Genomic DNA, 26,550 nt, shown 5'->3' with positions numbered 1-26,550 from the left:
TATACCATAAGCGCCATGGGTGCGTTGGTATCATGTGTCCATCGCCCGTCTGAGCGAAGCGAAGAACTGGGCGGGACAAGTAAAATTCCATAATATCCGCGCCCTTTGCGGATATTATACGATACGGAACAGAGGTTGGTCATATTCTACCACCTGGCCGTTTGCCGCGCAGATCTCCGCGATGGTGCCGTCTGTTTCGGCAGGGATCTCGTTCATCAGCTTCATGGCCTCGATAATGCACAGGGTATCTCCCTTTTTTACCTGATCTCCCACCTCTACAAAGGGCTTGCTGTCCGGGGAAGCTGCCGCATAAAACACGCCTACGGTGGGGGAAGCCACTACCGTTCCCTTTTCCTCTTGAGGCGCGGCGGGTTCAGCTCCCGCCGGGGTAAAGGGAGAAGAAGCTTTTCCCGCCGTGCCGGGCAGGGAAGAAGCCGGTACAGCGGCAATTTCCCGATTCCTTTCCAGCCTGATGGAGCTCCCTTCCTCGTGTATCTCCAGAGCGGTCAGATCGTTTTCCTTCATCACGCGGGCCAGCTCTTTAATTTGTTTGATCTCCATGGATAAAAACTCCTTCTCGATAGGGTCTCTTTAGGCCTCCGCCTTTTTGAAGGCCAGATACGCGTTGTGGCCGCCGAAGCCCAGGGAAGCGGAAAGGGCCAGGTCTACCGGAGCTTTCCGTGCGGCGTTCGGCACATAGTCCAAGTCGCAGGCAGGATCCGGCTCCTGATAGCCGATGGTGGGAGGGACCAGATCTTCCTTTACCGCCAGCGCGCAGGCAATGGCTTCCACCGCCCCGGCGGCTCCCAGCATATGGCCTGTCATGGATTTGGTGGAGCTCACCATGCACTTTCGGGCCGCCTCTTCCCCAAGGCCTTTCTTGATTGCCAGGGTCTCGCTGGAATCGTTCAGGGGGGTGCTGGTACCGTGGGCATTTACATAGAGCCTGGCAGGGTCCGCGCAGCCGCCGGCCTCGTCATAGGCCATTTTCAGGGCCGCTGCGCCGCCGATGGCTTCCGGGTGGGGGGCGGTGATATGATGGGCGTCGCAGGTAACGCCATAGCCGCAAAGCTCGGCATAGATCTTCGCGCCTCTGTTCTTGGCGTGCTCATATTCCTCCAGCACCAACGCCCCGGCGCCTTCGCCCATGACAAAGCCGTTGCGCCTCGAATCAAAAGGAACGCAGGCGGCGGCAGGGTCTTCCGTGGTGGAAAGCGCCTTCATATTGGCAAAGCCCGCCACACCCACCGGCAGGATCGCTGCTTCCGCGCCTCCCGCCAGCACAGCGTCCAGATAACCGTGCTTGACGGCCCGGTACGCTTCGCCAATGGCGTTGTTGCCGGTAGCGCAGGCTGTGACCACAGGCAGCGCTTCCCCTTGGAAGTTGTGCTTGATGGCGATCAGCCCCGCCGCCATATTGACGATCAGCGCGGGAATGAAAAACGGAGAGACCCGGTGGGGCCCTTTTTCCAGTAGCGCCTGGTGCTGTTCGGAAAAGGTGTTGATGCCGCCGATACCGGAGCCGAAATAGGTGCCGATCCGCTCCGGAGGCAGCGTCCCTTTGACGCCGCTTTCCTCCACCGCCTGGGCGGCTGCGGCCAGAGCGTACTGGCAGAAAAGGTCATACTTGCGCACATCCCCCTTTTCCATGTACCGCAGGGGGTCAAACTCCTTGACCTCCGCCGCCACCTTTACTTTGTATTCTGAAGCGTCAAACCTGGTGATGGGCCCAATGCCGCACCTTCCTGTTTTCAGCCCCTCCCAAAACTCAGGAACGCTGTTTCCAATGGGCGTGACCGCCCCCATTCCCGTAATCACAACGCGTCTCACGCAGACCACTCCTTCCGTCGTACAGCCCTTGCCCTTCTCTAACAACTAATTACTAACAACTAAATCGCCAACCCGCCGTCTACCCGAATAGTCTCTCCGGTGACATAGTCGGATTCCGGGGAAGCCAAAAACAGGGCCATGTTTGCCACGTCCTCCGGCGTTCCCATTTTTTTCATGGGGACCTGCTGCAGGAGGGGGTTATCTTCCTTGATATCCTTTGTCATCTCCGTGGCGATAAAGCCGGGGGCAATGCAGTTGCAGCAAACGCCCCGGCTGCCCAGCTCCTTGGCAATGGACTTGGACATGCCGATCAAACCCGCCTTGGAGGCCGCATAGTTTACCTGCCCCACGTTGCCTACCAGGCCTGCGATGGAGCTGATGTTGATGATCTTTCCGGCCTTTTTCCGCATAAAGTCCCGATAGCAGGCGCGGGTCATATGGAACGCGCCTTTCAGGTTGATATCCAGAACCATGTCGTAATCCTCGTCCTTCATACCCACCATCAGGCCGTCCCGGGTGACGCCGGCGTTGTTGACCAGAATATCCACTTTGCCCAGGTCGTTTTTCACAGCCTCCACCGTGGTTTCCACCGCCGCTTCGTCCCGTACATCGCAAACGTAGGACTTGGCCCGGCGGCCCATGGCCTCGATCTCCCGGCAGGTTTCCAGGGCCGGTTCCTCCGGCCCCACGTAGACCACCGCGATATCGGCTCCATTTTCCGCCAGCTTCAGGGCGATGGCCTTGCCCAAGCCCTGAGAACCTCCTGTGACCAGCGCGATCTTTCCTTCCAGCTTCATAAACAGTCTTCCTTTCTCAGCTTTGCAAAGCGTTCACTGCCGCCTGCAGGGTTTCCGCGTCCTCTACCCGAAGGATCGTTACGTCCTTCAGCGTTTTTTTCACCAGGCCGGAGAGGGTTTTCCCCGGGCCGCATTCGATAAAGGTATCTGTGCCCCGGGCCGCCAGAGCCTCCAGGGTCTCCTGCCAGCGCACCGGGCTTTTTACCTGCCTTACCAGCAGCTCCCGGGCGCTGTCCGCGTCATAGGGCTCCCCGTGGAAATTGGCGTACACCGGCAGCCGGGGTTCTTCCACCGCCGTTTCGGCCAACGCTTCAGCCAGCTCCTTCGCCGCGCTTTCCATGAAGGGAGAATGGAACCCTCCGCTGACGGCAAGCGGCACGGCCTTTCCTCCCGCTTCCGCCACTCTGGCGCAAAACCGGGAAAGCCCTTCCTTTTCCCCGGCAACCACCAGCTGGCCGGGGCAGTTATAGTTCACAGGCCAAACCTGAGAAAACTCTTTGCACAGCCCTTCCACCGTTTCGTTGGAAAGCTTCAGCACGGCGGCCATGGAGCCGGGATTCCGTTCCGCCGCCTCCTGCATGGCCTCCGCACGCTTGCAGACAAAGGAAAAGCCGTCCTCGTCCGGAAAAAGCCCCGCAAAGGTCAGGGCCGCCACCTCGCCCAGAGAAAAGCCCGCGGCGAAGTCGGCATGGATCCCCGTTTCCTCCAGGGCCCTTGCCGCCGCCAGATCCACACAGTACAGGCAGGGCTGGGTGTTTTTTGTTATGGAAAGCTCCTCCACCGTACCCGTAAAGCACTGGTTCGAGGTGCCGGGGCGAATGCCGTCCGCCGTGTCAAACACCTGCTTCGCGGCAGGGCTCGCGTCATACAGGGATTTTCCCATACCGCTGTATTGGCTTCCTTGGCCGGAAAATAGAAATGCGATTTTTCCCATAGGTTACACTACTCCCTGTCAGAGATTTTCTGTTCCTGCCGCTCCGCCGTTTCCGGCTTTTGTCCCGATTCTTTCGCCTGGATCTCCTCCGCGTTCTCAGCTTCTGCCGGGGCCTTCAGCTCACTCCAGGCCTCCTTGATCCCGGCCTTGACGGCTTCTTTCACTACGAAATACAGAACCACAACGCCTAAAAAGAGTAAAAGGAGAGAAAAAACGATAGGTTCCATCAGACTTCCTCTTCTCAGCCCAGCCAGCGTCCGGCGGTTTTCAGCACAGCCTCCGCCTCGGTGAACATCTCTTTGATGATCTCGGCGGCGGGCTGCTCTCTGTCTATCATGCCGGCGATCTGCCCGGCCAAAAAGTCGCCGGTCTTTTCATCGCCCTCCACGGCGGCCCGGTATAAAGCGCCCGCGCCCAGCTTTTCCAGCTCCTCGTCGCTCATGGTGCTGTATTCCGCCTTAAAATATTCCTTGGCAAACTGATTCTTGATCTGCCGCACCGGGTGGCCCAGCCGCTTGCCGGTGACCATGGTGGAAATATCGTTTGCCTTCAATACCTTTTTCTTGTAATTGGGGTGTACGCCGCACTCCTCGGCCACCAGGAACCGGGTGCCCACCTGCACGCCCACGGCGCCCAGCTGGAAGGCCGCGGCGATCCCCCGGCCGTCTCCGATGCCGCCGGCCGCCAGCACGGGCAGGTCCGTGGCGTCACATACCTGGGGCACCAGCACCATGGTGGTAAGCTCTCCCACATGGCCGCCGGATTCTCCGCCCTCGGCGATCACGGCGGAGGCCCCCGCCTTGGTGACCAGCTTTGCCATACCCACAGAGGCCACCACAGGGATCACCTTGATCCCGGCTTCCAGCCACAGGGGCATATAGCGGGAGGGGTTTCCCGCCCCGGTGGTGACCACAGCGACCCTTTCCTCGGCGGCAAGCTTGGCCACCTCATCGGCAAAGGGGGACATGAGCATAATATTGACCCCAAAGGGTTTATCCGTCAGGCTCCGGGCAATATCGATCTCTTTTTTCAAGTGCTCTGCGTTGGCGTTCATGGCGGAGATAATGCCCAGCCCCCCGCCGTTGGACACGGCGGCCGCCAGCTTCCCATCGGAGATCCAGGCCATGCCGCCCTGGAAAATGGGATATTTGATCCCCAACAGATCGCAAAGAGGTGTTTTTATCATAAGGTAAGCTCCTTTTTCAAAAATCCGGACACGGGAAAAGCCCTTGCCCTTCTCTAACAACGAATCACTGACAACTAAAATCTAACAACGCAAGCCGCACTGGACAATCCCCCGCCAAAGGCGGAAAGCAGCACATAGTCTCCGGCCTGTATTTGCCCGGCGCGGTTGAGCTCGTCTAAAAGGATCGGCTCGCTGGCGGAAGAGGTGTTCCCCACACGTTCAATATTCATCGCGAATTTCTCCGGCGCGATCTCCGGCAGGCGCCTTCTTGCCTCGTTGATGATCCGGTAATTGGCCTGATGGGGAATGACCCATTTGACCTGCTCCCCGGTGATTCCCGCCTTTTCCATGACAGAGCGGATATCGTTCACCATGGAGGTCACGGCGAATTTATAGGTCTCCTGCCCCTGCATGTGCACGCAGGCTTTTTCTCTTTCCCGCTGATAGAAGGGGGAATTGTCCCAGGCGGTGGGAATGGAAATGATCTCGTCTCCGCCCTTGGTGTGCAGCTCGGAGGCCAGGTAATTGTCCCCCTCGCCCAGCACCGCCGCCCCCGCGCCGTCTCCGAAAATGCAGCAGGTGCTCCGATCCGTCCAGTCCAGCAGACCGCTCATGCGCTCGGCGCTGACCACCAGCACCTTTTTCACAGCTTTGCGGGCAAAAAAGCCCGCCGCCACGTCCAGGCCGAACAAAAAGCCGGGACAGGCCACATTCATATCAAAGGCAGGGCAGTGAGCGCCGATGCGGTTTTGCACCATGCCGCCGAGACCCGGGGAAATGGTATCCGCGCTGATAGTGGGGGCAATGATCAGATCCAGCTCCTCCGGGCGCACCCCGGCATTTTCCAAAGCGTTTCGGGCAGCCTGCACCCCCAGATCCGCCGCCGATTCCGTGGTGCACACCCGGCGCTGTTTTACGCCGACCCGTTTTGTGATCCATTCGTCAGAGGTCTCCACCATCTGGGAAAGATCCTCGTTTGTCACAACACGCTCCGGCACGAAGCTGCCTGTTCCCAATATCCGAAAGCTCACGGCCCCGACCTCCTTTTTTCCTCTGTTTTTCACAGCTTTCCCCTGGATTTTTCTTTCTTCTTTTCCAAAAAAATCCGGTGGAAGATAACCCTTACATTCTATAGGAAAACGGAGGATTTGTCAAATGACAAATCCTCCATTTATTCCCAGCACCTGTCCAGTGACAAAGGTGTTTCCCGCTAAAAATACCATGGCCTGTGCAACCTCCTCCGGCGTTCCAATACGAAGGAGAGGTGTTTCCTCACGCAGAGAAGCCAGCTCTTCTTCGGAGAGACCGGCGTTCATGGGGGTGGAGATCACACCAGGAGAAACGCAGTTTACCCGAATTCCGGAAGGGCCCGCCTCCTTGGCCAAAGCCTTTGTCAGGCCGATCACCGCCGCCTTGGAGGCGGAATACGCCGCTTCGCAGGAGGCTCCGGTTTCCCCCCAGATGGAGGCGACGTTCACAATGCTCCCTGTCTTTCTCCGTATCATAGGCGGCAGTGCCCGGCGGCAGCACAGGAACACCCCGGTGCAGTTTACCGCGAAAAGATCGTTCCATTCCTTTAGGCTCATATCGGGGAGAAGGCCCTTCCAGTCTGTTCCCGCGTTATTGACCAGAACTTCCAAAAAGCCCAGCTGCTTTTCCGCCCGGTCAAACAGGGCCTCTACTTCCGCTTCCCGGGAAAGCTCCGCTTGGAAAACGGCGGCATTTCCCCCTTGGGAGAGAATTTCTTCCGCTGTTTTCCGGGCGGACGCCTCATCGTTTCGATAATGGAGCGCTACGCCATAGCCCTTTTCGGCAAAAGCCAGCGCCGCCGCCCTGCCGATCCCGCCGGAGGCCCCGGTGATCAGTACGTTTTTCATCGCTCAAATTCTCCCCGCTCGTATAAGATTGCCGAAAGCGCCGCGATGGGCGCGGTTTCCGTCCGCAGGATCCGGGGCCCCAGGGTCAGAAGCCTTGCCCCCAGGCTTTTCGCCAGGGCGGCTTCCTCCGGAGTAAAGCCGCCCTCCGGCCCCACGAACAGGAACAGCCTGTCTCCCATGGCGCTCAAAGCCTGCTTCAGGCTTTCCGTGCCCTCCTCGTAGAAAAACAGAAGCTCGCCCTGCTCCCCGGCGATTTCCAGGGCCTGCCGCAGCGTGGCGGGCGGCAAAACGGCGGGTACGATCCCCCTCCCGCTTTGCTGGGCCGCCTCCAGGGCAATTTTTTGCAGCCGCTCCCTTTTTTTCTCCGCGGCTTTCCGATCCGGGCGGGAAACGCATCGGGCGCTTTCCAGGGGCCAAAGCTCCGCCGCGCCCAGCTCCACGGCCTTCTGCACCACTGTTTCCAGCTTATCCCCTTTGGGCCAGCACTGGCACACCGTAAGCCTTACCTTGGGCTCGCCCCGGCTTTCCCGGATTTCATCGATCCGCACCAGCGCTCCCTCCTGGCGGCATTCCAGCACCGTGCAGAGAAAATCCTTTCCCGTCCCCGCGCAGAGGACAGCCCTCTCCCCAGGCCGCATACGCAGGGAACGCACCATATGGGAGCCGCTTTCTCCGCCTACAAAATATTCCTTTTCCAAAGGTTCCCGCTCAATGAAAAACCTTGGCACCGTCCATCACCGCTCCTCTCGCCCCAGGGGATCCCTCCGCCTGCCGTTTTCTGCATTGTACCCCCGGCTGATTTCTTTGTCAACTTAGTTGTTAGAGAAGGGCAGAAGGCAGTGAGCAATTAGGAATGAGCAATTTGAGGGCAAGGTTGATAAATTGGGAGTTAAAGACTATCCGCTCATTTTCCACCTGTCATTCTGAACGAAGTGAAGAATCTCGTCCTTTGCTCTTTTCAGGGAGTAAGGATGAGATTCTTCGCCTGCGGCTCAGAATGACAAGAGGTGACTATCCACAAAGTTATCCTTTCCTGAACTCTGTTCTTAAATTGCTCATTGCTAATTCCTCATTTCTCATTTCCTATTGCGCCTCTTGCCATTCTCTTCCCAAAAGGGTAAAATGGAGCAAGAGAAGCTTTGCGAAGGGAGAGGCAGGAATGGAAATGTCCCGGGAGCTGCCGAAAAAATATAAGAAGGAATTTGACCACTCGTATACGCTGGGGCCATTTCCCACCTTTGAGCTGCTTTTGCACCGTCCGGAGCAGGTCAGGGCCGTATATTACCAGGAGGGCTTCCGGGAAAAGGAAAAGCTGCTTTCCCTGTGCGCGGAAAAGAAGGTCCCCTGCCTTTGCTGGAAAAAGGCGTTGGAGCGCATCTCTCAAAAGGAGATCTGCTATGCGGCGGGGGAATTTGAGAAATATACCGGGGCCCTGCGGAAGGAGGTTCCCCATGTGGCGCTGGTGGAGCCCGCCGACATGGGGAACCTGGGCACCATAGAGCGCACCCTGCTGGGCTTTGGCATTCGGGACCTGGCCATCATCGGCAATTCCGCCGCTGATCTCTGGAACCCCAAGGCGGTGCGGGCCTCCATGGGAGCGCTGTTTCAGCTGGAGGTCCAGTGGTTTCCGGATTTTCCGGCTTATCTGAAGGAATACGGAGAGGGAAGAAGCGTTTTTCCCTTTATGCTGGACGGCGGCACGGTGCTCACCCCGGAAAGCTGCCCGGTGGCCCGGCAGTACACCCTGGTGTTCGGCAACGAGGCAAGCGGCCTGCCGCCGGAATTTCAGGGCTATGGGCAAAGCCTGTTTATCGACCAGACCAGCGCGGTGGATTCCCTGAATCTGGCGGTCTCCGTGGCGGTGGGGACGTATGTGTTCACCCAGAAAAACGGAAGGCTGGGATCGGAAAAAGGCTGAACTGCTGCTGTTCTATCAGAGGTTCGGAAAGAAATAAATTTTAGAAAGGAAGAGGTCGCCATGATAAAAAATGTAGTGTTCGATATGGGAAATGTGCTTTTGCGTTATGATCCGGAGCTTCCGCTGGAGGCGTTTTGCGGCTCGGAGGAGGAGAAGGCGCTGATCCGCCGGGAACTGTTTCAGGGGCCGGAATGGGTCCAGGGAGACCTGGGGCTGATCCGGGACGAGGACCGGTTCGAGTTAATTAAAGGCCGCGTTCCCCGGGAGCATTGGGGGGCGCTGCAAAGCTGCTGTGAAAAGTGGTATCACTATCTGCGGCCCATCGAAGGCGCCTTTTCCTTTTGCCGGCGCCTAAAGGAGCGAGGCTACCGGCTGTTTGTACTGTCCAATGCCAGCAACGCGTTTTACCGGTATTTTCCGGCATTGGTACCGGAGGAATATTTTGAGGGGATCGTCGTTTCCGCCGACCTCCATCTTCTGAAGCCGGATCGGAAAATCTATGAGCATTTGCTTTCGCAATATGGCCTCAGGGCGGAGGAATGCCTGTTTCTCGATGATCTGCTGGAAAACGTGGAGGGCGCCCGGGCCGCCGGAATGCAGGCTCTCCAATTTCAGGGGGATTACGGCCCTGCGGCGGAGCTGCTTTTGTAAGACGATCACCACTTGAAAAGAGGTTTTTTTATGTGGCCTTGGATCTTATTGGCTGTTTTCCTGCTGCTGGTGCTGGCCCTGCTGGGAGCGGGGCAGTATTTTTTCCGGTTCGCCGTTCTCCGGCAGCCTCAGGAGCGGGGAGATGAGGAGTATGAGCAGGAAAGCTCCATCTGGAATCCCTTCCGGGAACGAATGCGGGAGGCCCAGAGGTGGATCGGAGAACACACGGTGGAAACCCTGGAGCTTACCTCCCATGACGGCCTGAAGCTGCGGGCTCTGTTTCTTTCGGCGGAGGGGGAAGCTCCCAGGGGGATCGTTTTGGCCTTTCACGGCTACCGCTCCCTTGCCACCATCGATTTCGCGCTGGAGGCGAAATTCTTTCACGACCTGGGCTATGGAGTGGTGCTGCCCTACCAGCGGGCCCACGGGCTCAGCGAGGGAAAGTACATCACCTACGGCGTAAAGGAGCGGCTGGACTGCCGGGACTGGGCCCGGTATCTCGCAAAGCGCTTTGCCCCCCAAAATCTCTTCCTCGCAGGCATTTCCATGGGGGCCTCTACCGTGCTGACGGCTTCTTCTCTGGAGCTGCCGGACACGGTGCGGGGCGTGATCGCCGACTGCGGCTTTACCTCTCCCTGGGAGATCATGAAGCACGTTGCTCAGCGGGATTTTAAGCTTCCCGGCTTTCCGCTGCTTTCTGTTCTTGACCTGATCACAAGAATGCGGGCAGGCTTTTCCCTGAAAGGGGCGGATTCCCGCAAGGCACTGGCGGAGAGCAGCCTTCCCGTGCTGTTTCTCCACGGCGAGGCGGACGATTTTGTTCCCCTTTCCATGACCAGGGAAAATTTCGCCTCCTGCGCCGGGGAAAAAGACGTATTCCTGGTGCCGGGAGCGGGCCACGCCCAAAGCTTTGCCATGGACACCCCGGGCTGTGAAAAAAAGATCGCAGCCTTTCTGGAAAAGTATGAGCGAAAATTCTGAAAAAACCTTCGAAAAGGGTATTGCAAACCCCGATAGACCATGATAAGATAGCAATATTCGGCCTGAAAGCGGCGAAGGCGAAACAATTCGCTTTCGCTGCTTTTTCGATGAGAAATTAGGAATGAGCAATGAGCAATTTAAGGTCAAGGACGGAGTTTGAAAAATTGGAATAGATATGGCACCCTTGGCTTTCTCGCCTGCCGGCTCGGTCAGGTCAGAACGGTCTCCACTGGAGACCTTCCCCCCCCCCACTGGGGCACAGCAACCGAAGCGAAGCGTAGAAAGCTGGCATGCGTTAGCATGACTGAGGGGTTCTGTGGTGACGAAGTAGAAAAGTCAGGTTTTATGCGGTCCGCCAGCGAGCTGGAACCTCTCCACCACCTGACGGTGGTCCCAGAAGGTTGCAAAGCAACCTTCTCCCCCTATTCAGGGGAGGCAAGGGTTTCTGCTGGTCATCGGTTCGCTAAATTCCAATTTATCGAATAATTCCTTCAAAACTCTCTAACTGGAAAGGAAGCGTTTCATGGCACAGCGGATCCGGAATATGACGGAGGGCTCTCCTGTTCGGCTTTTGATCTCCTTTGCCCTGCCTTTGATGGCGGGCAATGTGTTCCAGCAGCTGTACACGGTGGTGGATACCGCCGTGGTGGGGCAGGTGGTGGGGGTCAAGGCCCTTGCCGCGGTAGGCGCGGCGGACTGGCTGAACTGGATGGTGCTGGGCATCGTACAGGGATTGACCCAGGGCTTTTCCATTTTGATGGCGCAATATTTTGGGGCGGGGGACCATCGGGAGCTTTCCCGGTCTGTGGGGGCCTCTCTGACCTTGTGCGCCGTTTCTTCCGCACTGATCCTGCTTTTGAGCCAGCTTTCCGCCGGGCCGGTGCTGCGGCTTCTCAATACCCCGAACGACATTTTCGGGGATTCCCTGCTCTATCTGCGGATCATTTTCGCGGGTGTTCCCGTGATCACCGCATACAATTTCCTGGCCGCCATTCTTCGGGCTTTGGGCGACAGCAAAACGCCTCTTTACGCTATGATCGTGGCGGCGCTGATCAACGTGGGGCTGGATCTGCTGTTTGTTATGGGCTTCCACTGGGGCATTGCCGGCGCGGCGGCGGCCACTGTCATCGCCCAGGTGTTTTCCGGGGTATACTGCTTCTTTAACGTGAAAAAGGTCACTTTCCTCAAGCTGGAAAAAAAGGATCTGCTGCCTTCCCGGCAGATGGCGGTCTCCCTGTTGAAGCTGGGCACTCCCGTGGCCCTGCAGAACGGCATTATCTCCGTGGGCGGCATGGTGGTGCAGTCCGTTATCAACCGCTATGGAATGCTGTTTATCGCGGGCTTTACCGCCACCAATAAGCTCTATGGCATTTTGGAGATCGCCGCCACCTCTTACGGCTACGCAGTCACCTCCTATGTGGGGCAGAACCTGGGCGGAAGGCTTTTACAGCGCATCAAGCGGGGCATGCGCAGCGCCGCCGTGATCGCTCTTGCCACCTCTGCGGTGATCGCCGTGTGCATGCTGCTGTTCGGGAAAATCTTTTTAGGCTTGTTCATTTCCGGTACGCCGGGGGAGGTAGAGGCCTCCATGGGGATCGGCTATCATTACCTGGCGATCATGAGCCTGTGTCTGCCGATTCTGTATCTGCTTCATATTTACCGGGCGGCTCTGATGGGGCTGGGGGATACGGTGATCCCCATGGCCTCGGGCTTTATGGAAATGGCAATGCGGATTGCGGTGGCGCTGCTTCTGCCCCTTGCGATCGGGCAGGAGGGCATCTTCTACGCGGAGGTAGGCGCGTGGCTGGGCGCGGCGGTTTTGCTGACGATCTCATACTATGGAAGAATGCATGGACTCTCCCGCTCCAGGGGCTGGCGGCAGGAAGTAGCGGAAGGAGAAAACGGACTTGAGTAAGGTGAGAAACAGGGAAAACGGCATTACTGAGGGCGTGATCTGGAAGCAGCTGCTGGGGTTCTTTTTCCCTATTTTGATCGGCACCTTTTTTCAGCAGCTCTATAACACGGTAGATACCGTGATCGTGGGGCAGTATGTGGGCAAGCAGGCATTGGCCGCCGTTGGTACCACCGGAACGCTGATCAATCTGCTGGTGGGCTTTTTTGTGGGCCTCGCTTCCGGCGCTACTGTGATCATTTCTCAGTTTTACGGCGCCGGGGACGCGAAAAATGTTTCCAAGGCGGTACATACCTCCATGGCCCTGGCTCTTGCGGGGGGCGTGCTCCTCACTGTGGCGGGTATTCTCACCTCCCGGCCCGCCCTGCTGCTGATGGGGGTGCCGGAGGAAATTTTGGACGGGGCGCTGACCTATATCAATGTGTATTATGCGGGAGTCATTGCCTGCCTCATTTACAATGTGGGCACCGGGATCCTTCGGGCCATCGGAGATTCCAAAATGCCCCTTTACGTGCTGATGGTTTGCTGCCTGGTCAATATCGTGCTGGATCTGCTTTTTGTCGTGGCCTTTCATTGGGACGTGTTCGGCGTGGCGCTGGCGACCGTGCTTTCCCAGGTGGTAAGCGCCGTGCTTGTGATGCTTCGGCTGCTGCTGACCCGGGATTCCTATCGGGTGGAGCTTCGTCAGATCCGCTTTCACCGGGACGTTTTTAAGAATGTACTTCGGATCGGTCTGCCCTCCGGGGCTCAGTCTGTGCTGTATTCCATCTCGAACCTGCTGATCCAGGCCTCCATCAATTCCTTCGGCACGGACGCTATCGCCTCCTGGGCCGCCATCGGCAAGATCGACGGCTTTATCTGGATGGTAATGGGGGCCTTCGGCATTTCCATTACCACCTTCGCGGGCCAGAACTTCGGCGCGGGGAAATACGACCGGGTGAAAAAAGGTACCCGGGTCTGCCTTTTTATGGCGCTGAGCTCCACCATTGCTCTTTCCGCTGTCGTATTTTTCTTTGGCGGCCGGCTGCTGCGCTTTTTCACGGCGGACGAGGCTGTGATCTCCATCGGGCAAAGCTTTTTCCACGTGCTGGCGCCCTCGTATTTTACCTATGTGTTTATCGAGATCCTTTCCGGCACTATTCGGGGCGCGGGAGAGGCCCTGCAGCCTATGCTGATCACCTGCTTCGGCGTGTGCGGCCTGCGCATTCTCTGGATCGCGGCGGCGGTACCCCTGCACCGCACCATGCAGATGGTGGCCATGAATTATCCCGTCACCTGGGTGGTGACCGCCGCGGTATTTTTGATCTACTATTTCCGCATGAACTGGTTGAAGCGGAGCATTGCCAGGCAGAATCCGGAAGGGCCGCCCACGGCGGAAAGCGGGCAATAAACCAGGAAGGGCGGAGGCGGCAATTCGCCGTTTCTGAATCTTCAAAAAGGATTGCTTTTTTTCCTGGTCTGCATTATGATAGAGATAATAGCCAGCGGCAGCGGGCTGCTTGAAAACAGAAAAATCCCCTGGCTTGTTCGGGTGCGGGCGGTTTCAGAACGAAAACCGCAGGAAACCGTCTGCTTCCGGTGAAACAGACGGTGCTTTTGGCCTTTCAAGCGACCCTGAATAATAAAAACGGGAGGAACTGCTATGAAGAACATTCCAGAAGTAAAAATAGGTGTGGTGGCTGTTTCGAGAGACTGCTTCCCGGAAAGCCTTTCCGTAAACCGCCGGAAGGCGCTGATGAAGGCCTTTTCGGAAAAATACGGAGCGGAGAGCGCCAGTGTGTACGAGTGCCCCATCTGCATTGTGGAAAGCGAGATCCACATGGTACAGGCGCTGGAGGACGTAAAAAAGGCCGGGTGCAACGCTTTGGTGGTGTACCTGGGCAATTTCGGCCCGGAAATTTCCGAGACTCTCCTGGCAAAGCACTTTGACGGCCCCGCCATGTTTATCGCCGCGGCGGAGGAAAGCGGAGATAACCTGATCGGCGGACGGGGCGACGCTTACTGCGGCATGCTGAACGCCAGCTACAACCTGAAGCTTCGGGAGATCAAGGCCTATATTCCCGAAAACCCCGTGGGAGACGCGGAGGAGTGCGCGGATCGGATCCATGAGTTCCTGCCCATTGCCAGGGCTATTGTGGGTCTGCGGGGCCTGAAGATCATCAGCTTCGGCCCCCGGCCTCTGAACTTCCTGGCCTGCAACGCCCCTATCAAGCGGCTGTACGACCTGGGCGTGGAAATCGAGGAAAATTCTGAGCTGGATCTGTTTGAATCCTTCCACAAGCATGCGGGCGACCCCCGTATTCCGGAGGTCAAGGCCGATATGGAGCGGGAACTGGGCGAGGGCAACCAGAAGCCGGAGATCCTTGAAAAGCTGGCCCAGTATGAGATCACCCTGCTGGACTGGATCGAGGCCCACAGAGGTTACCGGCAGTATGTGACCCTCACTACCAAGTGCTGGCCCGCCTTCCAGACCCAGTTCGGCTTTGTGCCCTGCTATGTGAATTCCCGCCTGACCGGCCGGGGAATTCCCGTTTCCTGCGAGGTGGATATTTACGGCACACTTTCCGAATTCATCGGCACCTGCGTCAGCGGTGATATTGTCACCCTGCTGGATATCAATAACACCGTGCCCAAGGATATGTATGAAGGCGAGATCCGGGGGAAATACCAGTATACCCTGTCCGATACCTTTATGGGCTTCCACTGCGGCAACACCTGCTCCAAGAAGCTCTGCAAGCCCACCATGAAGTATCAGATGATCATGGCCCGCACCCTGCCGGAGGAGGTCACCCAGGGAACTCTGGAGGGCGATATTACCCCCGGTGATATCACCTTCTTCCGGCTGCAAAGCACGGCGGACAGCATTCTTCGGGCCTATGTGGCACAGGGAGAGGTTCTGCCTGTCGCCACCCGTTCCTTCGGCGGCATCGGCGTGTTTGCCATTCCGGAGATGGGCCGGTTCTACCGCCATGTGCTTATTGAGAAGAATTATCCCCATCACGGGGCCGTGGCCTTCGGCCATCACGGCAAGGCCCTGTTCGAGGTCTTTAAGTACCTGGGGGTTGCCGACATTGGCTTCAACCAGCCCAAGGGTATGCTCTACCCCAGTGAGAATCCCTTCGCCTAAAGCATTTTTTGCAATTGAAAGAGCCGTGCGGCATGTTACTTGCCGCACGGCTCTTTTGTCTAATATCATGTCCTTTTAGAGCTTGTTATTCATGCCACGCCCTTTGGCGCGGTATTGATGTTTTTTGGCTAGCGGCGGAGCAGCAGGCAGGAAAGGTCGTTGACGTTGGTACCGGTGGGACCGGTGAAAAGAAGACCGTCAATGGCTTTCAAGGCGTGGTAGGCGTCGTTTTCCCGGAGGACCTCGTCAGGGCTTAGCCCCGCTTGCCGAAGCTTTTCGGCGCTTTCTCCGGTGCAGATGCCTCCGGCGGCATCGGTGGGGCCGTCTGTGCCGTCGGAGCCCAGGGAGAACACGGCACAATTTTCGATGCCATCGATCCCCTTGGCGGCGGACAGGGCGATCTCCTGGTTTCTGCCGCCCAGGCCCTTTCCGGTCAGGTGGACCACCGTTTCTCCGCCGGCGATATAGGCCAGCGATTTTCCATCGCCTTTGTGGGTTTGGGCGATGGCGGCCAGGAAGCTGCCGGCCTCTCTAGCCTCGCAGCAGAGGTCGGCGGTGAGAATGACCGGCTCATAGCCAAGCTCCACGGCGGCCTTGGAGGCGGCCGCACACAGTTGGCGGACAGACCCGGTGATCTGGGAGCGGACGTTATGGAGCTCCTTGGGTGTTTCGGTTTCCAGCAGGGCAAGAGCCTCCGGAGAAAGCTTTAGACCGTACTTTTCCACAATGGCCCGGGCCTGGGCGCTTGTGGCGCTGTCGGGATAGGCGGGGCCGGAGGCGATCATATCCATGGGGTCCCCTAAAATATCGGAAAGCACCACGGAAAAAACCTGTGCCGGGGCGCAGAGCTGGGCGAATTTTCCGCCCTTTACGGCGGACAGCCGCTTTCGCAGGGTGTTCATTTCCACGATATCCGCCCCGCAGGCCAGAAGCTGGCGGGTGATATCGTCCATTTCCACCGTGTCGATCAGGGGCTTTTCAAAAAGGGCCGAGCCGCCGCCGGAGATCAGGAACAGCACCAGGTCGTCCGCCCCCAGGGGCGTGATCAGGTCAATGGCGGCCTGGGTGGCGGTGTAGGAATCCTCATCGGGCACGGGGTGGCCCGCTTCCCGAATCTCCAGGGGGCCGATGGGCCCCTGGGAATGGTCGTGCTTTGTAATAACAATGCCGCCGTCAACGCGCTCCCCTAAAACATGCCAGGCGGCCGAGGCCATTTGCCAAGCGGCCTTGCCGATGGCCACCAGGATCAGCCTTCCCCTGTACAGGGGAAGCTCTGTCAGCGCCTTTTTTACGGCGGTATCGGGCAGGGCCGCGTCTAAGGCGGCCTTCATGATGATTTGAGCGTCTTCTGTCACACGCATGGTTTGTTTCCTCCGCTTCCAGTAAAATGGCCGCCGCTGCCGCGGCGGCCACAGGGTCACTAACGAATAAAATCAGTGCACAATAAGGCTGACGACAAATACGGCGAGCATGGACGTAACGCCGATGACCAGAGTGGACATGGTCTGGGTCTTGTAGCCGTCCTCTACCGTCATATCACCGAAATTGGTAACGACCCAGAAGTAGGAGTCGTTGGCATGGGAAACCGTCATGGCGCCCGCGCCAATGGCAATGACCGTCAAAGCGGCGCGCACCGGGCTATCCAGCCCCAGCTGGGGCAGCAGGGGGGCGATGATGCCGGCCGTGGTGGTGATGGCCACCGTGGAGGAGCCCTGTGCAGACTTCAAAATGGCCGCCAGCAGGAACGGGAAGAAGATCCCCAGTGCGGAAAGCACGGTGGAATGGTCGGTAATGTACTGCACCATGGAGCCGGCGCTGATGACCTTGCCCAGCACGCCTCCGGCGGCGGTTACGAACAGAATGGGGCCAACGGTCTTCAGGGTCTCGTTGGTGATCTCATAGAATTCGGCGGTCTTGCCGGAAGAGAGCAGTACAAAAACGCTGAAGATCACGCCCACTGCCAGAGCGATCACGGGAGTGCCCAGGAAGGCAAGGGCCGGAACGCTGATGCCCGCCATGGAGAAGGCGGAGCCCAGGCCCATGAGAATGATGGGAACCAGAATGGGAGAGAAGCTCAGGAAAGCGCCGGGAAGCTTACCGTAGGAAGCCACCAGCTCTTCGTAGGTCTGTACCACCTCTTCGCTGTTTTCTTCCCGCTCGGACTTATCCTTCACGCGGCTGCCAATGAACTTGGCATAGAAATAACCGGCGACCAAGGCGGGAATAGAGATCAGCGCGCCCAGGCCCATTACGGTGAGCAAATGGTCGCCAACGCCCAGAGTTCCGGCGGCGGCAATGGGGCCCGGCGTGGGCGGAATGAAGCAGTGGGAAATGTAAAGGCCCACGGAAAGGGCCACCGTCATGGCCACGGAAGAAGTCTTGGTGCGCCGAACCATAGCGCGGCGAATGGGATCGAGAATGACAAAGCCGGAATCACAGAACACAGGAATGGAAATGATCCAGCCCATCAGCAAAATCGCCAGCTCCGGGTGCTTTTTGCCCACGAGCTTGACAACGCAGTCGCTCATTTTCAGAGCCGCGCCGGTCTTTTCCAGAACCAGGCCGATCAGCGCTCCCAAAATAATGACGATGCCGATGCTGGAGAAGGTACTGGAGAAGCCTGCGCCGATGGTGCCGGGCACATCGCCCAGCTCCAGGGAGAGCAGCGCCAGGATCAGGGACACCCCCATGATCGAAAGGAACGGATGGATCTTGAACTTACTGATTGCCACGATCATTACCACAATAGCCAGCACAAAGGCAATGATTAGAGGAATACCGGACAGCATATTTCTACCTCCTTCAATTTCCGGAGCCTGCCGGTACCGCATAAAATTTTTCCGGTAGGTTCCTGTATGGTAAATAGTATATAATAAATTAGTGAAAAATTAAATAACTTTATGAAATATTTGGGATGGCTTTGTTCCTTTTTGCGTTGCGGAGGCTATTATGGCAGGGAAAGGGCGGCAAGCTTCCGGTTGATGGCGTTTAATACTTTCTTTTTGTTCCGCGTCCAGTCCGGCGCCAGCAGCAGCCGGGCGGGACCGTCGCCGGTGAGGCGGTGAAGCACGGTCTGTTCCGGCAAAAGCCTTACGCTTTCGGCAATGAGGTCTGTGTATTCCTCCATGCTCAGCAGCGGGAAAGGGGCTTTTTCATAGCGTCGCCCCAGTTCGGTGTGCTTCAGCACATGAAGCATTTGCAGCTTCACCCCGTCCGGCGGCGGGGTCAGCCGGGCAAGATAGCGTACCGTTTCCAGCATATCCTCACGGGATTCCCCCGGCAGGCCGAAAATTACGTGGATAACGGCTGTGAGCCCCGCTTCCTTTACCCGGCGGTAGCCCTCCTCAAATACCCGAAGATCATATCCCCGGTTCAGGGCCCGGGCGGTTTCATCGTGGGCGGTCTGCAAGCCCAGCTCGATCCAAACAGGTTTGTGGGAATGGAGCTCCCGCAGCATTTCCATAACCTCTTCCCCCAGGCAGTCCGGCCGGGTGCCCAGGGAGAGAACAGCGATATCGTCCCGAAGAATGGTTTCCCGGTACAGGGCCTTCAGGCGGTGGATATCGCCGTAGGTGTTGGTGAAGGACTGAAAATAGGCGATAAAGAGCCGGGCGTTTGTCTTTTTTTGAATCAGGCGCTTTGCCGCTTGGATTTGTTCCTCAATGGGCAGAAACGGCGGGGCAAATTCCCCGGAGCCGCCCTCGGAGCAGAAGGCGCAGCCGCCCACGCCCACCGTACCGTCCCGGTTGGGGCAGGTACAGCCGGAATTCAGGGAAAGCTTATACACCTTTTCCCCGTACTCTTCCTGTAAAACTTTAGACAGCCTGCGCATGGTTCCTTCTCCGTTTCTCAGCCCGCGTTTTCCGGATCGGCAAATTCCTTGATGGCGGCAAGGAAATGCTTTCCATACCGGTCGGCCTTGTGCACGCCCACGCCGGAAACCGCCAGCAGTTCTTCCCGGGTGGCGGGCCTGCGCCGGGCCATGTCCGCCAAGGCGGCGTTTGTGAATACCACATAGGCGGGAACGCCCTCCCGCTCCGCAATTTTTGTGCGAAGCCTCCGCAGGGCCTCATACAGGGGGTCTCCCGAAAGGTCTGCTTTGGACCTTGCCTTTTTCACGGAGGAAGTCGTGGGGGCGGGGCGGTCCACCCGGACGCGCATGGTCACGGTCTCGCCCCGGAGCAGTCCCAGGGCGGTCTCTTGGGGCTTTAAGGTGTTGTATTGGGGGTCTACCAGCAGATATCCTGTTTGGATCAGATGGTTCAAAAGCTCCCGAAGCTCTGTTCTGGTTCCCGCCATGGAGCCGTGGCAGGGCAGTTTGTGCAGCCCCAGCTCCAGCACCCGCTTTTCCCTGCTGCCGCACAGGGTGCGGACAATGAGGGTGGCCCCCACATAATAGCCCAGTTTTTCCCTGATCGCCAGGATACCTTGCACGAGCTTTCGCGCCTCCTCCGAAATGTCCCGTTCCCGGTAGTCGGTAAGGCAGTTGCCGCAGTTGCCGCAGGTATCTGGGCCCTTTTGGCCGAAATAGCGCAAAATTTTATGGCGGAGGCAGGTTTTTGCCGTGCAGTAGCGCACCATTTGCTCCAGCCTGTGATAATCCTTCTGCCGTACCTCCTCCTGCTGCGCCGGGGTAAGCTCTTCGTTTCCGCTGTTCTGGATCAGATACCGGGCCGTGGCGACGTCTCCGGCGGAGTACAGCAGAATGCAGTCCGCGGGGTTGCCGTCCCGCCCGGCCCGGCCCGCCTCCTGATAATAGGCTTCCATGCTCTTCGGCATATTGTAGTGAAGGACAAAGCTCACATTGGATTTGTCGATGCCCATGCCAAAGGCGTTGGTGGCCACCATGACAGTCTTCCGGTCGAACTGAAAATCCTCCTGGTTTTCTTTCCGCTCCTCGTCAGGAAGCCCGGCATGGTATTTTGCGGCGGGAACGCCCTTGGCGCAGAGCAGCTCGTACACCGCCTCCACCGTTTTTCGAGTGGAGCAGTAAACAATGCCGCTTTGATCCGTTCTCCGGGAAAGCAGACTCAGCAGCGCCTCCGGCTTTTTGCGGGGCGTCTGTACATCGAAGAAGAGGTTTGGCCGGTCAAAGCCGGTCAGCTCCGTAAGGGGCGATCTCAGCTCCAGCAGGCGAATGATATCCTCCCGCACGGGGGCGGTGGCGGTGGCGGTAAGGGCGGCCACCGGGGGCCGGTGAGGCAGGGCGCTGAGAAATTCCGCGATCTTTAAGTAGCTGGGGCGAAAATCTTGCCCCCATTGGGAAATACAGTGGGCTTCGTCCACCGCGAAAAGGGAAAGGGGCAACCCTTTGGCGGTTTCCAAAAAGTCCGCCGTCATCAGGCGCTCCGGCGCCACATAGACAATTTTATATTGCCGCTGCCGAACGTTTGCCGTGGCGTGCCGCAGCTGGCCAGGGGTCAGCGAACTGTTCAGATAGGCGGCGCTGACTCCCGCGTTTTTCAGGGCGGCCACCTGATCCTTCATCAGGGAGATCAGGGGAGAAACCACAAAGGTGACCCCCGGCAGGAGCAGGGCGGGGATCTGGTAGCACAGGGATTTCCCGCCGCCGGTGGGCATGATCCCCAAAATATCCCGCCCGCCGAGAAGCCCGTCGATCAGCTTTTCCTGGCCGGGCCGAAACTCCGTATAGCCGAAATAGGTCTCCAGAGCCCCGTACTTGTCCATCATAAAGCACCGCTTTCTTTTTCTATCATTTCTGCACATAAGACAGGGAACCTCTAAACTCTGCCATTTTTGCACGATTTGAGTGTTTAGAGGTTCCCTTTTGAATACTGGTCTTTAAATCAACTGGTTATAAATACTGTCTACCTTGCCGTGCTTCAGGTAGACTCGGGGGACGCGCTTGGAGAGGGCGCAGATCACCTCATAGCCGATGGTGCCCTCCCGGGCAGCCAGTTCGCCGGCGGTGATCTCCTCTTCGCCGTCTCTGCCGATGAGGGTCACCAGGTCGTCGATTTTTACGTCTTCCAAAGCGGAAACGTCCGCCATCAGCTGGTCCATGCAGATCCGGCCCAAAATGGGGCAGCGCTTGCCGTGGATCAGCACCTGAGCGCCGCCGGGGGCCAGACGGCGGGGGTAGCCGTCCGCGTAGCCGATGGGAATGGTGGCTACCCGCAGCGCCTTGTCCGCCGTAAATTCTCTTCCGTAGCTGACGGTAGCCCCGGCCTGAATGGTTTTCACATGGGACACCACCGAATACAGGGAAAGGGCGGGAGAAAGGGAAGGGCGGTTCCGCAGCTCATCGGAGGGGTACAGGCCGTAAATGACGATGCCCGCCCGCACCAGGTCCAGGTGGGAGAGAGGATAGTCGAAGATGGCGGCGGAATTGGCGCAGTGACGCACTTCAAAGGAAAGGCCCTCCCGCAGCAGGGCCTCGATCATTTCCTTGAAGCAGCCGAATTGGCGCATGGTGAAGGCGTCTCCCTCCCTGCCGTCGTCGGACACGGCAAAATGGGTGAAAATGCCCTCCGGATACAGCCCGGGCAGAGAACAGACGGCCTTGATCTGCTCCACGGCGCCCTCGTCCCGGTTGATATCCTGAAAATAGAAGCCCAGGCGGCTCATGCCGGTATCGACCTTCACATGGATCTTCACCGTTACGCCGGCTTCGAAGGCGTGGCGGGAAAGCTCCCCTGCGTATTCGGGAGAATAAACGCACTGGGAAATATTGTGCCCGGACAGGGTTTTTGCTTCCTCGGCGGGAGTAAAGCCCAGCACCAGAATGGGCTTCTCGATGCCGGAAAGCCGAAGCTGCAAGGCCTCCTCCAGATTGGAAACGGCGAACCAGTCCGCCCCCAAGGTCTCATATTCCTTTGCCATGCGCACGGCCCCGTGGCCGTAAGCGTCTGCCTTTACCACACAGCACACCCCGGCGTTTGGGTGGGCGGCCCGGCGCACCGCCTGAAAATTGCGTGCCACAGCGTCCAGGTCGATCTCCGCCCAGGTTCTTCTGAGGATTTCCTTCATTTTGTCACCCCGGATTTTAGTAGTGAGTAGTGAGTAGTTAGTTGTTAGAGAAGGGCGAGTTCTCCTTTCCGTTGTCATTACTGAGGAAAAGAAGCTTCGCTTCTTTACGAAGAATCTCGCTCTCAATTCCAGGGCAAAAGGACAAAGGACGAGATTCTTCACAAGAAAGCAAAGCTTGCTTTGCTTTTTGTTCAGTAATGACAGATGGGAAGAAAGCGGCTTACCGATAAATTGCATTGCCCTTCGGCTCCACTTATCTATAAGGGGAGCTGTCAGCCTTCGGCTGACTGAGAGGATTGAAATCCAGCGATTTGATGCGGCTTTCTGTGCAAGCCCGATCCCTTCCGTCATGCTTACGCATGCCACCTCCCCTTGTAAACAAGGGGAGGCTAAGGGCAAATAGATTCCAATTTATCGCTCAGTTTGCGGTCGGGTCAGAAACCGATTTCCCGTACCAGGCAGCTTCACGAGTGCAGGCAACACAAGTGTTGCCTGCGGCGGCTCGCCGCCCGTTACTTAAAATATTTTACGCCGGACTCAAAGAGAAGTTGATCCTTTTTGCCGGGAACATTTTTGTAGAGATCTTTTCCCTTTCGCTCGGAATGGCCCATTTTGCCGAGAATTCTGCCGTCGGGGCTGGTGATGCCCTCAATGGCGCACACAGAGCCGTTGGGGTTCCAAAGGGTCTCCCCGCACACCGTACCGTTGGGGTCCACATACTGGGTGGCGATCTGCCCGTTTTCCACCAGCCGCTTCAGGGTGGCGTCGTCCGCCACAAAGCGGCCCTCACCGTGAGAAACGGGAATGGTGTGGAGCTCTCCGACGGTCACCCCCGCCAGCCAGGGAGATTTTACGCTGGTGATCCTGGTGTATGCCATACGGGACACATGGCGGCCGATGGCGTTGAAGGTCAGGGTGGGGTCATTTTCCTTGGGTTCTGTGATCTTTCCATAGGGGACCAGGCCCAGCTTGATCAGGGCCTGGAAGCCGTTGCAGATGCCCAGCATCAGGCCGTCCCGCTGCTCCAGCAGGTCGGTGACCGCCTGAGCCAGCTTGGGGTTGCGGAAGGTGGTAGCAATAAACTTGCCGGAGCCCTCCGGCTCGTCCCCGCCGGAGAAGCCGCCGGGAAGCATGATGATCTGCGCCCGGCGAATGGCCTGCTCCATGCGGTCGATGGTTTCCTCAATATCCTTGGGGGTGAGGTTTTTCACCACCAGAATTTCAGTTTCCGCGCCTGCCTTCCGGAAGGCCCGGGCGCTGTCTACCTCGCAGTTGGTGCCGGGGAAGGCGGGAATAAACACCCGGGGCCTGGCCGTTTTGATGGCAGGGGCCTTCTGCTCCCGGCGTTCCCACAGGGGGATATCCGCTGTAAGCCTGCCGGGCTCCGCGGAATTGGGGAAGATCTTCTCCAAAGTGCCGTTCCAGGCGTCGATCAGCTGGTCAATGCCGATCTTCTCCCCTTCCAGCTCCACCATGCCCGTGCCGGTGGTACGGCCCAGCACCGCGCCGCGGCTGTAATGGAGCTCGGCCTCGCTGGAAAGCTCAATGACCAGCGCCCCGGCCTTGGGGGCAAACAGCGCTTCTCTGGAAAGGCCTTTTTCAAATTTGAAGCCCAGCTTTTCGCCGAAGCACATTTTCAGCACACAGGCGGCTGCGCCGCCCTCCCGCACCACACCGGCGGAAAGAATATCCCCTGCCTCCATGTGGCGCAGAACAGAACGGTAATATGCTTTTAGCCCGTCCCAATCCGGCGTGCCGTCCGCCCGTTCCGGAATGGGGAGCAGCACTACTTTAGCGCCGGGATGCTTCAGAGAGGCGGAAAGGGTTTTGCTGGCCTTTGTCATGGCTACGGCAAAGCTGACCAGGGTGGGGGGCACGTCCAGCTGCTCAAAGGAGCCGGACATACTGTCCTTGCCGCCGATGGCCGGCAGCCCCAGCCCCAGCTGGGCGGACAGTGCCCCCAGTAAGGCCGCGGCAGGCTTTCCCCACCGGGCGGGGTCCTCGTGAAGGCGCTCAAAGTATTCCTGGAAGGTAAGCCGGGCCTTTAAGGGGTCCGCCCCTACGGCGGCCAGCTTTGACAGGCTTTCCACCACGGCGTACTGGGCCCCCAGGAAGGGGGAATACCGGGCAATGCCGGGAATATAGCCATAGGACATGGCGGTGCAGTCGTCGGTTTCTCCCTCCAGCAGGGGGATCTTCGCCACCATGGCCTCCTCGGGGGTCAACTGATACCGGCCCGCGAAGGGCATCAGTACCGTGGAAGCGCCGATGCTGGAATCGAACCGTTCCGAAAGGCCCTTCTGGCCGCAGACCTGCAGCCGGGAAAGGTTTTTCTTCAAAGCCTCCGCGGCGGATAAGCCCCGCAACTGCTCCGGTACGGCACTGCGGTAGTTTTCTCCTTGGGGCGCGGAAATTTTTGCACGGGCGTTCTGGGTAACGCCATTGGTATCCAAAAAGGCGCGGGACAGATCCACGATCCGGTCTCCCCGCCATTCCATTTTCAGCCGGGGTTCTTCGGTGACCGCAGCCACCGCCTGGGCATCCAGGTTTTCCTCAGAGGCAAGGGCGCAAAACCGCTCCGCGTCCTCCGGGGCCACCACCACCGCCATGCGCTCCTGAGATTCGGAAATGGCAAGCTCAGTGCCGTCCAGGCCCTGATACTTTTTGGGTACCCGATCCAGATCGATCTCAAGGCCCGGGGCCAGCTCTCCGATGGCAACGCACACGCCGCCCGCGCCGAAATCGTTGCAGCGCTTGACGAGCCTTGCGGCCTCCGCGTTGCGAAACAGCCGCTGAAGCTTCCGTTCGGTAGGTGGATTTCCCTTTTGCACCTCGGCGCCGCAGACCTCCACGGATTTTTCCGTGTGGGCCTTGCTGGAGCCGGTGGCGCCGCCGATGCCGTCCCGGCCGGTAGCGCCGCCCAGCAGAAGAATGGTATCTCCGGGGGCGGGCTCCTCCCGGCGGACATTTGCCTTGGGGGAAGCGCCGATCACCGCGCCGATTTCCATGCGCTTTGCCACATAGCCGGGATCGTAAAGCTCTGTGACCTGTCCTGTGGCAAGGCCGATCTGATTGCCATAGGAGGAATAGCCGGCGGCGGCCCCGGTGGTGATCTTCCGGGTAGGCAGCTTACCGTGTAAAGTCTTTTCAAAGGGAACGGTAGGATCACCGGAGCCCGTGACGCGCATAGCCTGGTACACATAGGCACGCCCGGAAAGGGGGTCCCGAATGGCACCGCCCAGGCAGGTGGCCGCGCCGCCGAAGGGCTCGATCTCCGTGGGGTGGTTGTGGGTCTCATTCTTAAACTGAATGAGCCAGGTTTCCGTTTTGCCGTCTACGGTAATGGGGGCCTCAATAGAGCAGGCGTTGATTTCCTCGCTGACGTCCAGATCCGGCACCAGGCCCTGTTTGCGAAGGGACTTTCCGCCGATGGTGGCCATGTCCATCAGGCAGACGGGCTTGTCCTTTCCGGCGTACAGCTCCTCCCGGACAGTGAGATATTGCTTCAGGGCGGCCTCCACCGCATCGTGAAGGGGCCCGGCCTCGATCTCGATCTCGTCTAAACGGGTCAGGAAGGTGGTGTGGCGGCAGTGGTCGCTCCAATAGGTATCGATCACCCGCAGCTCCGTTACAGTGGGGTCCCGTTTTTCCTCGTTCCGGAAATAGGTCTGGCAGAAAAGCAGGTCGGAAAGGGTCATGGCAAAGCCCATGGAATCGAAATACCGCTTCATTTCGTCTTCCTTCCACTGAATAAAGCCGGAAACGCGGGCCACGTTTTCCGGAACGGCGGCGTCAAGCTCCAGGGTTTCGGGCTTTTCCATGGAGGCAACGCGGGATTCCACCGGGTTCACCAGATAGGCCTTGATCTTTTCAAATTCCCCATCGGAAACCTGTCCCTTTACGCCGATGACCTTGGCGGAAAGCACGGCGGGGCGCTCTCCCTGAGTGAGAAACTGCACGCATTGGGCGGCGGAATCCGCCCGCTGGTCATACTGGCCGGGCAGGTATTCCATGGCGAAGGTCCGGTATTCTCCGGGTAGGCGGAACTCCTCTCCGTACACGGTATCCACATTGGGTTCGGAAAGAATGGTGCGGGCTGCCGCCTGAAACTGCTCCGGGCTCAGCCCGGAAACGTCGTAGCGGTTGAGAATGCGTACCTCCTCCACGCCGGAAATGCCCAAGTTTCCCGTAAGATCCGCCTTGAGGTGAGAGGCCTCGATATCGTATCCCTTTTTCTTTTCCACAAAAACTCTCGTTACCATGCTGCCGGTTCCCCTTTTTTATGAGAATTTGATTCGGTTCCCTTTTCAAAATTTTGAAAAGGGAACACAGAAAATAGCAACGACA

General features: G+C 58.2%; 21 protein-coding genes. 6 read left to right on the top strand and 15 right to left on the bottom strand.

Translation table 11 applies throughout. From position 1 onward, the window contains the following. Positions 1-114 precede the first annotated feature (114 nt). The 9 genes from accB to U8T64_RS02085 all read right to left on the bottom strand — a co-directional run bounded on the left by accB (position 115) and on the right by U8T64_RS02085 (position 7,352). On the bottom strand, positions 115-561 hold the full coding sequence (gene accB, locus U8T64_RS02125; protein ID WP_322180464.1) for an acetyl-CoA carboxylase biotin carboxyl carrier protein: 447 nt from the start codon (positions 559-561) through the stop codon (positions 115-117). Between the two features lie 30 nt (positions 562-591). Beyond that, complete coding sequence (fabF, locus tag U8T64_RS02120; RefSeq protein WP_322180462.1) at positions 592-1,830, bottom strand: beta-ketoacyl-ACP synthase II; 1,239 nt, start codon at positions 1,828-1,830, stop codon at positions 592-594. A gap of 59 nt (positions 1,831-1,889) precedes the next feature. After that, a complete protein-coding gene (gene fabG / locus U8T64_RS02115) occupies positions 1,890-2,627 on the bottom strand; it encodes a 3-oxoacyl-[acyl-carrier-protein] reductase (protein WP_322180461.1) in 738 nt (245 codons plus the stop codon). 16 nt (positions 2,628-2,643) lie between these two features. Next, on the bottom strand, positions 2,644-3,561 hold the full coding sequence (gene fabD / locus U8T64_RS02110) for an ACP S-malonyltransferase (protein WP_322180459.1): 918 nt from the start codon (positions 3,559-3,561) through the stop codon (positions 2,644-2,646). Positions 3,562-3,569: 8 nt separating this feature from the next. Next, entirely contained in the window at positions 3,570-3,788 is a 219-nt protein-coding gene (locus U8T64_RS02105; RefSeq protein WP_322180457.1) for a DUF6019 family protein, read from the bottom strand. 14 nt (positions 3,789-3,802) lie between these two features. Beyond that, positions 3,803-4,747 (bottom strand): enoyl-[acyl-carrier-protein] reductase FabK, encoded by a 945-nt coding sequence (gene fabK, locus U8T64_RS02100; protein ID WP_322180456.1) that lies wholly within the window; start codon positions 4,745-4,747, stop codon positions 3,803-3,805. 74 nt (positions 4,748-4,821) lie between these two features. Then, complete coding sequence (locus U8T64_RS02095) at positions 4,822-5,778, bottom strand: beta-ketoacyl-ACP synthase III (protein WP_322180454.1); 957 nt, start codon at positions 5,776-5,778, stop codon at positions 4,822-4,824. Between the two features lie 120 nt (positions 5,779-5,898). Beyond that, a complete protein-coding gene (gene ymfI / locus U8T64_RS02090; protein WP_322180452.1) occupies positions 5,899-6,624 on the bottom strand; it encodes an elongation factor P 5-aminopentanone reductase in 726 nt (241 codons plus the stop codon). Then, positions 6,621-7,352, bottom strand: a complete 732-nt coding sequence (locus U8T64_RS02085; protein WP_322180451.1) for an RsmE family RNA methyltransferase — start codon at positions 7,350-7,352, stop codon at positions 6,621-6,623. Before U8T64_RS02085 ends, ymfI begins: the two co-directional genes overlap by 4 nt. A 431-nt stretch (positions 7,353-7,783) precedes the next feature. On the opposite strand from U8T64_RS02085, the gene U8T64_RS02080 reads away from it, so the two are divergent. The 6 genes from U8T64_RS02080 (at position 7,784) to U8T64_RS02055 (ending at position 15,213) form a co-directional block, all read left to right on the top strand. After that, positions 7,784-8,542, top strand: a complete 759-nt coding sequence (locus tag U8T64_RS02080; protein WP_322180449.1) for a TrmH family RNA methyltransferase — start codon at positions 7,784-7,786, stop codon at positions 8,540-8,542. Between the two features lie 60 nt (positions 8,543-8,602). Continuing rightward, the gene (locus tag U8T64_RS02075) at positions 8,603-9,193 is read left to right on the top strand and encodes an HAD family hydrolase (protein WP_322180447.1); all 591 of its coding nucleotides are present in this window, start codon (positions 8,603-8,605) and stop codon (positions 9,191-9,193) included. A 30-nt stretch (positions 9,194-9,223) separates the two neighbouring features. After that, positions 9,224-10,174, top strand: coding sequence for an alpha/beta hydrolase (locus tag U8T64_RS02070; RefSeq protein WP_322180446.1), 951 nt, complete (start codon positions 9,224-9,226; stop codon positions 10,172-10,174). A gap of 523 nt (positions 10,175-10,697) precedes the next feature. Further along, entirely contained in the window at positions 10,698-12,089 is a 1,392-nt protein-coding gene (locus U8T64_RS02065; protein ID WP_322180444.1) for an MATE family efflux transporter, read from the top strand. 1 nt (position 12,090) lies between these two features. Then, complete coding sequence (locus U8T64_RS02060) at positions 12,091-13,476, top strand: MATE family efflux transporter (RefSeq protein WP_322180489.1); 1,386 nt, start codon at positions 12,091-12,093, stop codon at positions 13,474-13,476. Between the two features lie 252 nt (positions 13,477-13,728). After that, complete coding sequence (locus U8T64_RS02055; protein ID WP_322180442.1) at positions 13,729-15,213, top strand: L-fucose/L-arabinose isomerase family protein; 1,485 nt, start codon at positions 13,729-13,731, stop codon at positions 15,211-15,213. A gap of 128 nt (positions 15,214-15,341) precedes the next feature. Here the strand turns inward: U8T64_RS02055 and U8T64_RS02050 are convergent, their stop codons facing one another. The 6 genes from U8T64_RS02050 to U8T64_RS02025 all read right to left on the bottom strand — a co-directional run bounded on the left by U8T64_RS02050 (position 15,342) and on the right by U8T64_RS02025 (position 26,465). Beyond that, on the bottom strand, positions 15,342-16,574 hold the full coding sequence (locus U8T64_RS02050; RefSeq protein ID WP_322180440.1) for a glycerate kinase type-2 family protein: 1,233 nt from the start codon (positions 16,572-16,574) through the stop codon (positions 15,342-15,344). 72 nt (positions 16,575-16,646) lie between these two features. Further along, positions 16,647-18,002, bottom strand: coding sequence for a GntP family permease (locus U8T64_RS02045; RefSeq protein ID WP_367575388.1), 1,356 nt, complete (start codon positions 18,000-18,002; stop codon positions 16,647-16,649). A gap of 158 nt (positions 18,003-18,160) precedes the next feature. Further along, positions 18,161-19,045 carry a tRNA modification radical SAM protein MnmL/YtqA gene (gene mnmL, locus U8T64_RS02040; RefSeq protein ID WP_322180438.1) on the bottom strand — a complete coding sequence of 295 codons (885 nt, stop codon included), beginning with the start codon at positions 19,043-19,045 and terminating at the stop codon, positions 18,161-18,163. A gap of 17 nt (positions 19,046-19,062) precedes the next feature. Continuing rightward, the gene (recQ, locus tag U8T64_RS02035; RefSeq protein WP_322180436.1) at positions 19,063-20,904 is read right to left on the bottom strand and encodes a DNA helicase RecQ; all 1,842 of its coding nucleotides are present in this window, start codon (positions 20,902-20,904) and stop codon (positions 19,063-19,065) included. Positions 20,905-21,015: 111 nt separating this feature from the next. Further along, positions 21,016-22,203 carry an alanine racemase gene (gene alr / locus U8T64_RS02030; protein WP_322180434.1) on the bottom strand — a complete coding sequence of 396 codons (1,188 nt, stop codon included), beginning with the start codon at positions 22,201-22,203 and terminating at the stop codon, positions 21,016-21,018. A 512-nt stretch (positions 22,204-22,715) separates the two neighbouring features. Continuing rightward, a complete protein-coding gene (locus U8T64_RS02025; protein ID WP_322180432.1) occupies positions 22,716-26,465 on the bottom strand; it encodes a phosphoribosylformylglycinamidine synthase in 3,750 nt (1,249 codons plus the stop codon). Between the last annotated feature and the right edge of the window lie 85 nt (positions 26,466-26,550).

Source organism: Neglectibacter caecimuris (assembly GCF_034335015.1).
Classification (GTDB): domain Bacteria; phylum Bacillota; class Clostridia; order Oscillospirales; family Acutalibacteraceae; genus Acutalibacter; species Acutalibacter caecimuris_A.
This window is presented reverse-complemented; position numbering and strand designations above follow the sequence as displayed.

Coding starts and splice junctions, on each gene's coding strand:
- recQ (WP_322180436.1), bottom strand. CDS start 20,904: ATGATGGACAAGTACGGGGCTCTGGAGACCTATTTCGGCTATACGGAG.
- fabK (WP_322180456.1), bottom strand. CDS start 4,747: ATGATAAAAACACCTCTTTGCGATCTGTTGGGGATCAAATATCCCATT.
- alr (WP_322180434.1), bottom strand. CDS start 22,203: ATGAAGGAAATCCTCAGAAGAACCTGGGCGGAGATCGACCTGGACGCT.
- U8T64_RS02105 (WP_322180457.1), bottom strand. CDS start 3,788: ATGGAACCTATCGTTTTTTCTCTCCTTTTACTCTTTTTAGGCGTTGTG.
- fabD (WP_322180459.1), bottom strand. CDS start 3,561: ATGGGAAAAATCGCATTTCTATTTTCCGGCCAAGGAAGCCAATACAGC.
- U8T64_RS02025 (WP_322180432.1), bottom strand. CDS start 26,465: ATGGTAACGAGAGTTTTTGTGGAAAAGAAAAAGGGATACGATATCGAG.
- U8T64_RS02045 (WP_367575388.1), bottom strand. CDS start 18,002: ATGCTGTCCGGTATTCCTCTAATCATTGCCTTTGTGCTGGCTATTGTG.
- fabG (WP_322180461.1), bottom strand. CDS start 2,627: ATGAAGCTGGAAGGAAAGATCGCGCTGGTCACAGGAGGTTCTCAGGGC.
- U8T64_RS02070 (WP_322180446.1), top strand. CDS start 9,224: ATGTGGCCTTGGATCTTATTGGCTGTTTTCCTGCTGCTGGTGCTGGCC.
- ymfI (WP_322180452.1), bottom strand. CDS start 6,624: ATGAAAAACGTACTGATCACCGGGGCCTCCGGCGGGATCGGCAGGGCG.
- U8T64_RS02075 (WP_322180447.1), top strand. CDS start 8,603: ATGATAAAAAATGTAGTGTTCGATATGGGAAATGTGCTTTTGCGTTAT.
- U8T64_RS02065 (WP_322180444.1), top strand. CDS start 10,698: ATGGCACAGCGGATCCGGAATATGACGGAGGGCTCTCCTGTTCGGCTT.
- U8T64_RS02055 (WP_322180442.1), top strand. CDS start 13,729: ATGAAGAACATTCCAGAAGTAAAAATAGGTGTGGTGGCTGTTTCGAGA.
- U8T64_RS02050 (WP_322180440.1), bottom strand. CDS start 16,574: ATGCGTGTGACAGAAGACGCTCAAATCATCATGAAGGCCGCCTTAGAC.
- accB (WP_322180464.1), bottom strand. CDS start 561: ATGGAGATCAAACAAATTAAAGAGCTGGCCCGCGTGATGAAGGAAAAC.
- mnmL (WP_322180438.1), bottom strand. CDS start 19,045: ATGCGCAGGCTGTCTAAAGTTTTACAGGAAGAGTACGGGGAAAAGGTG.
- U8T64_RS02080 (WP_322180449.1), top strand. CDS start 7,784: ATGGAAATGTCCCGGGAGCTGCCGAAAAAATATAAGAAGGAATTTGAC.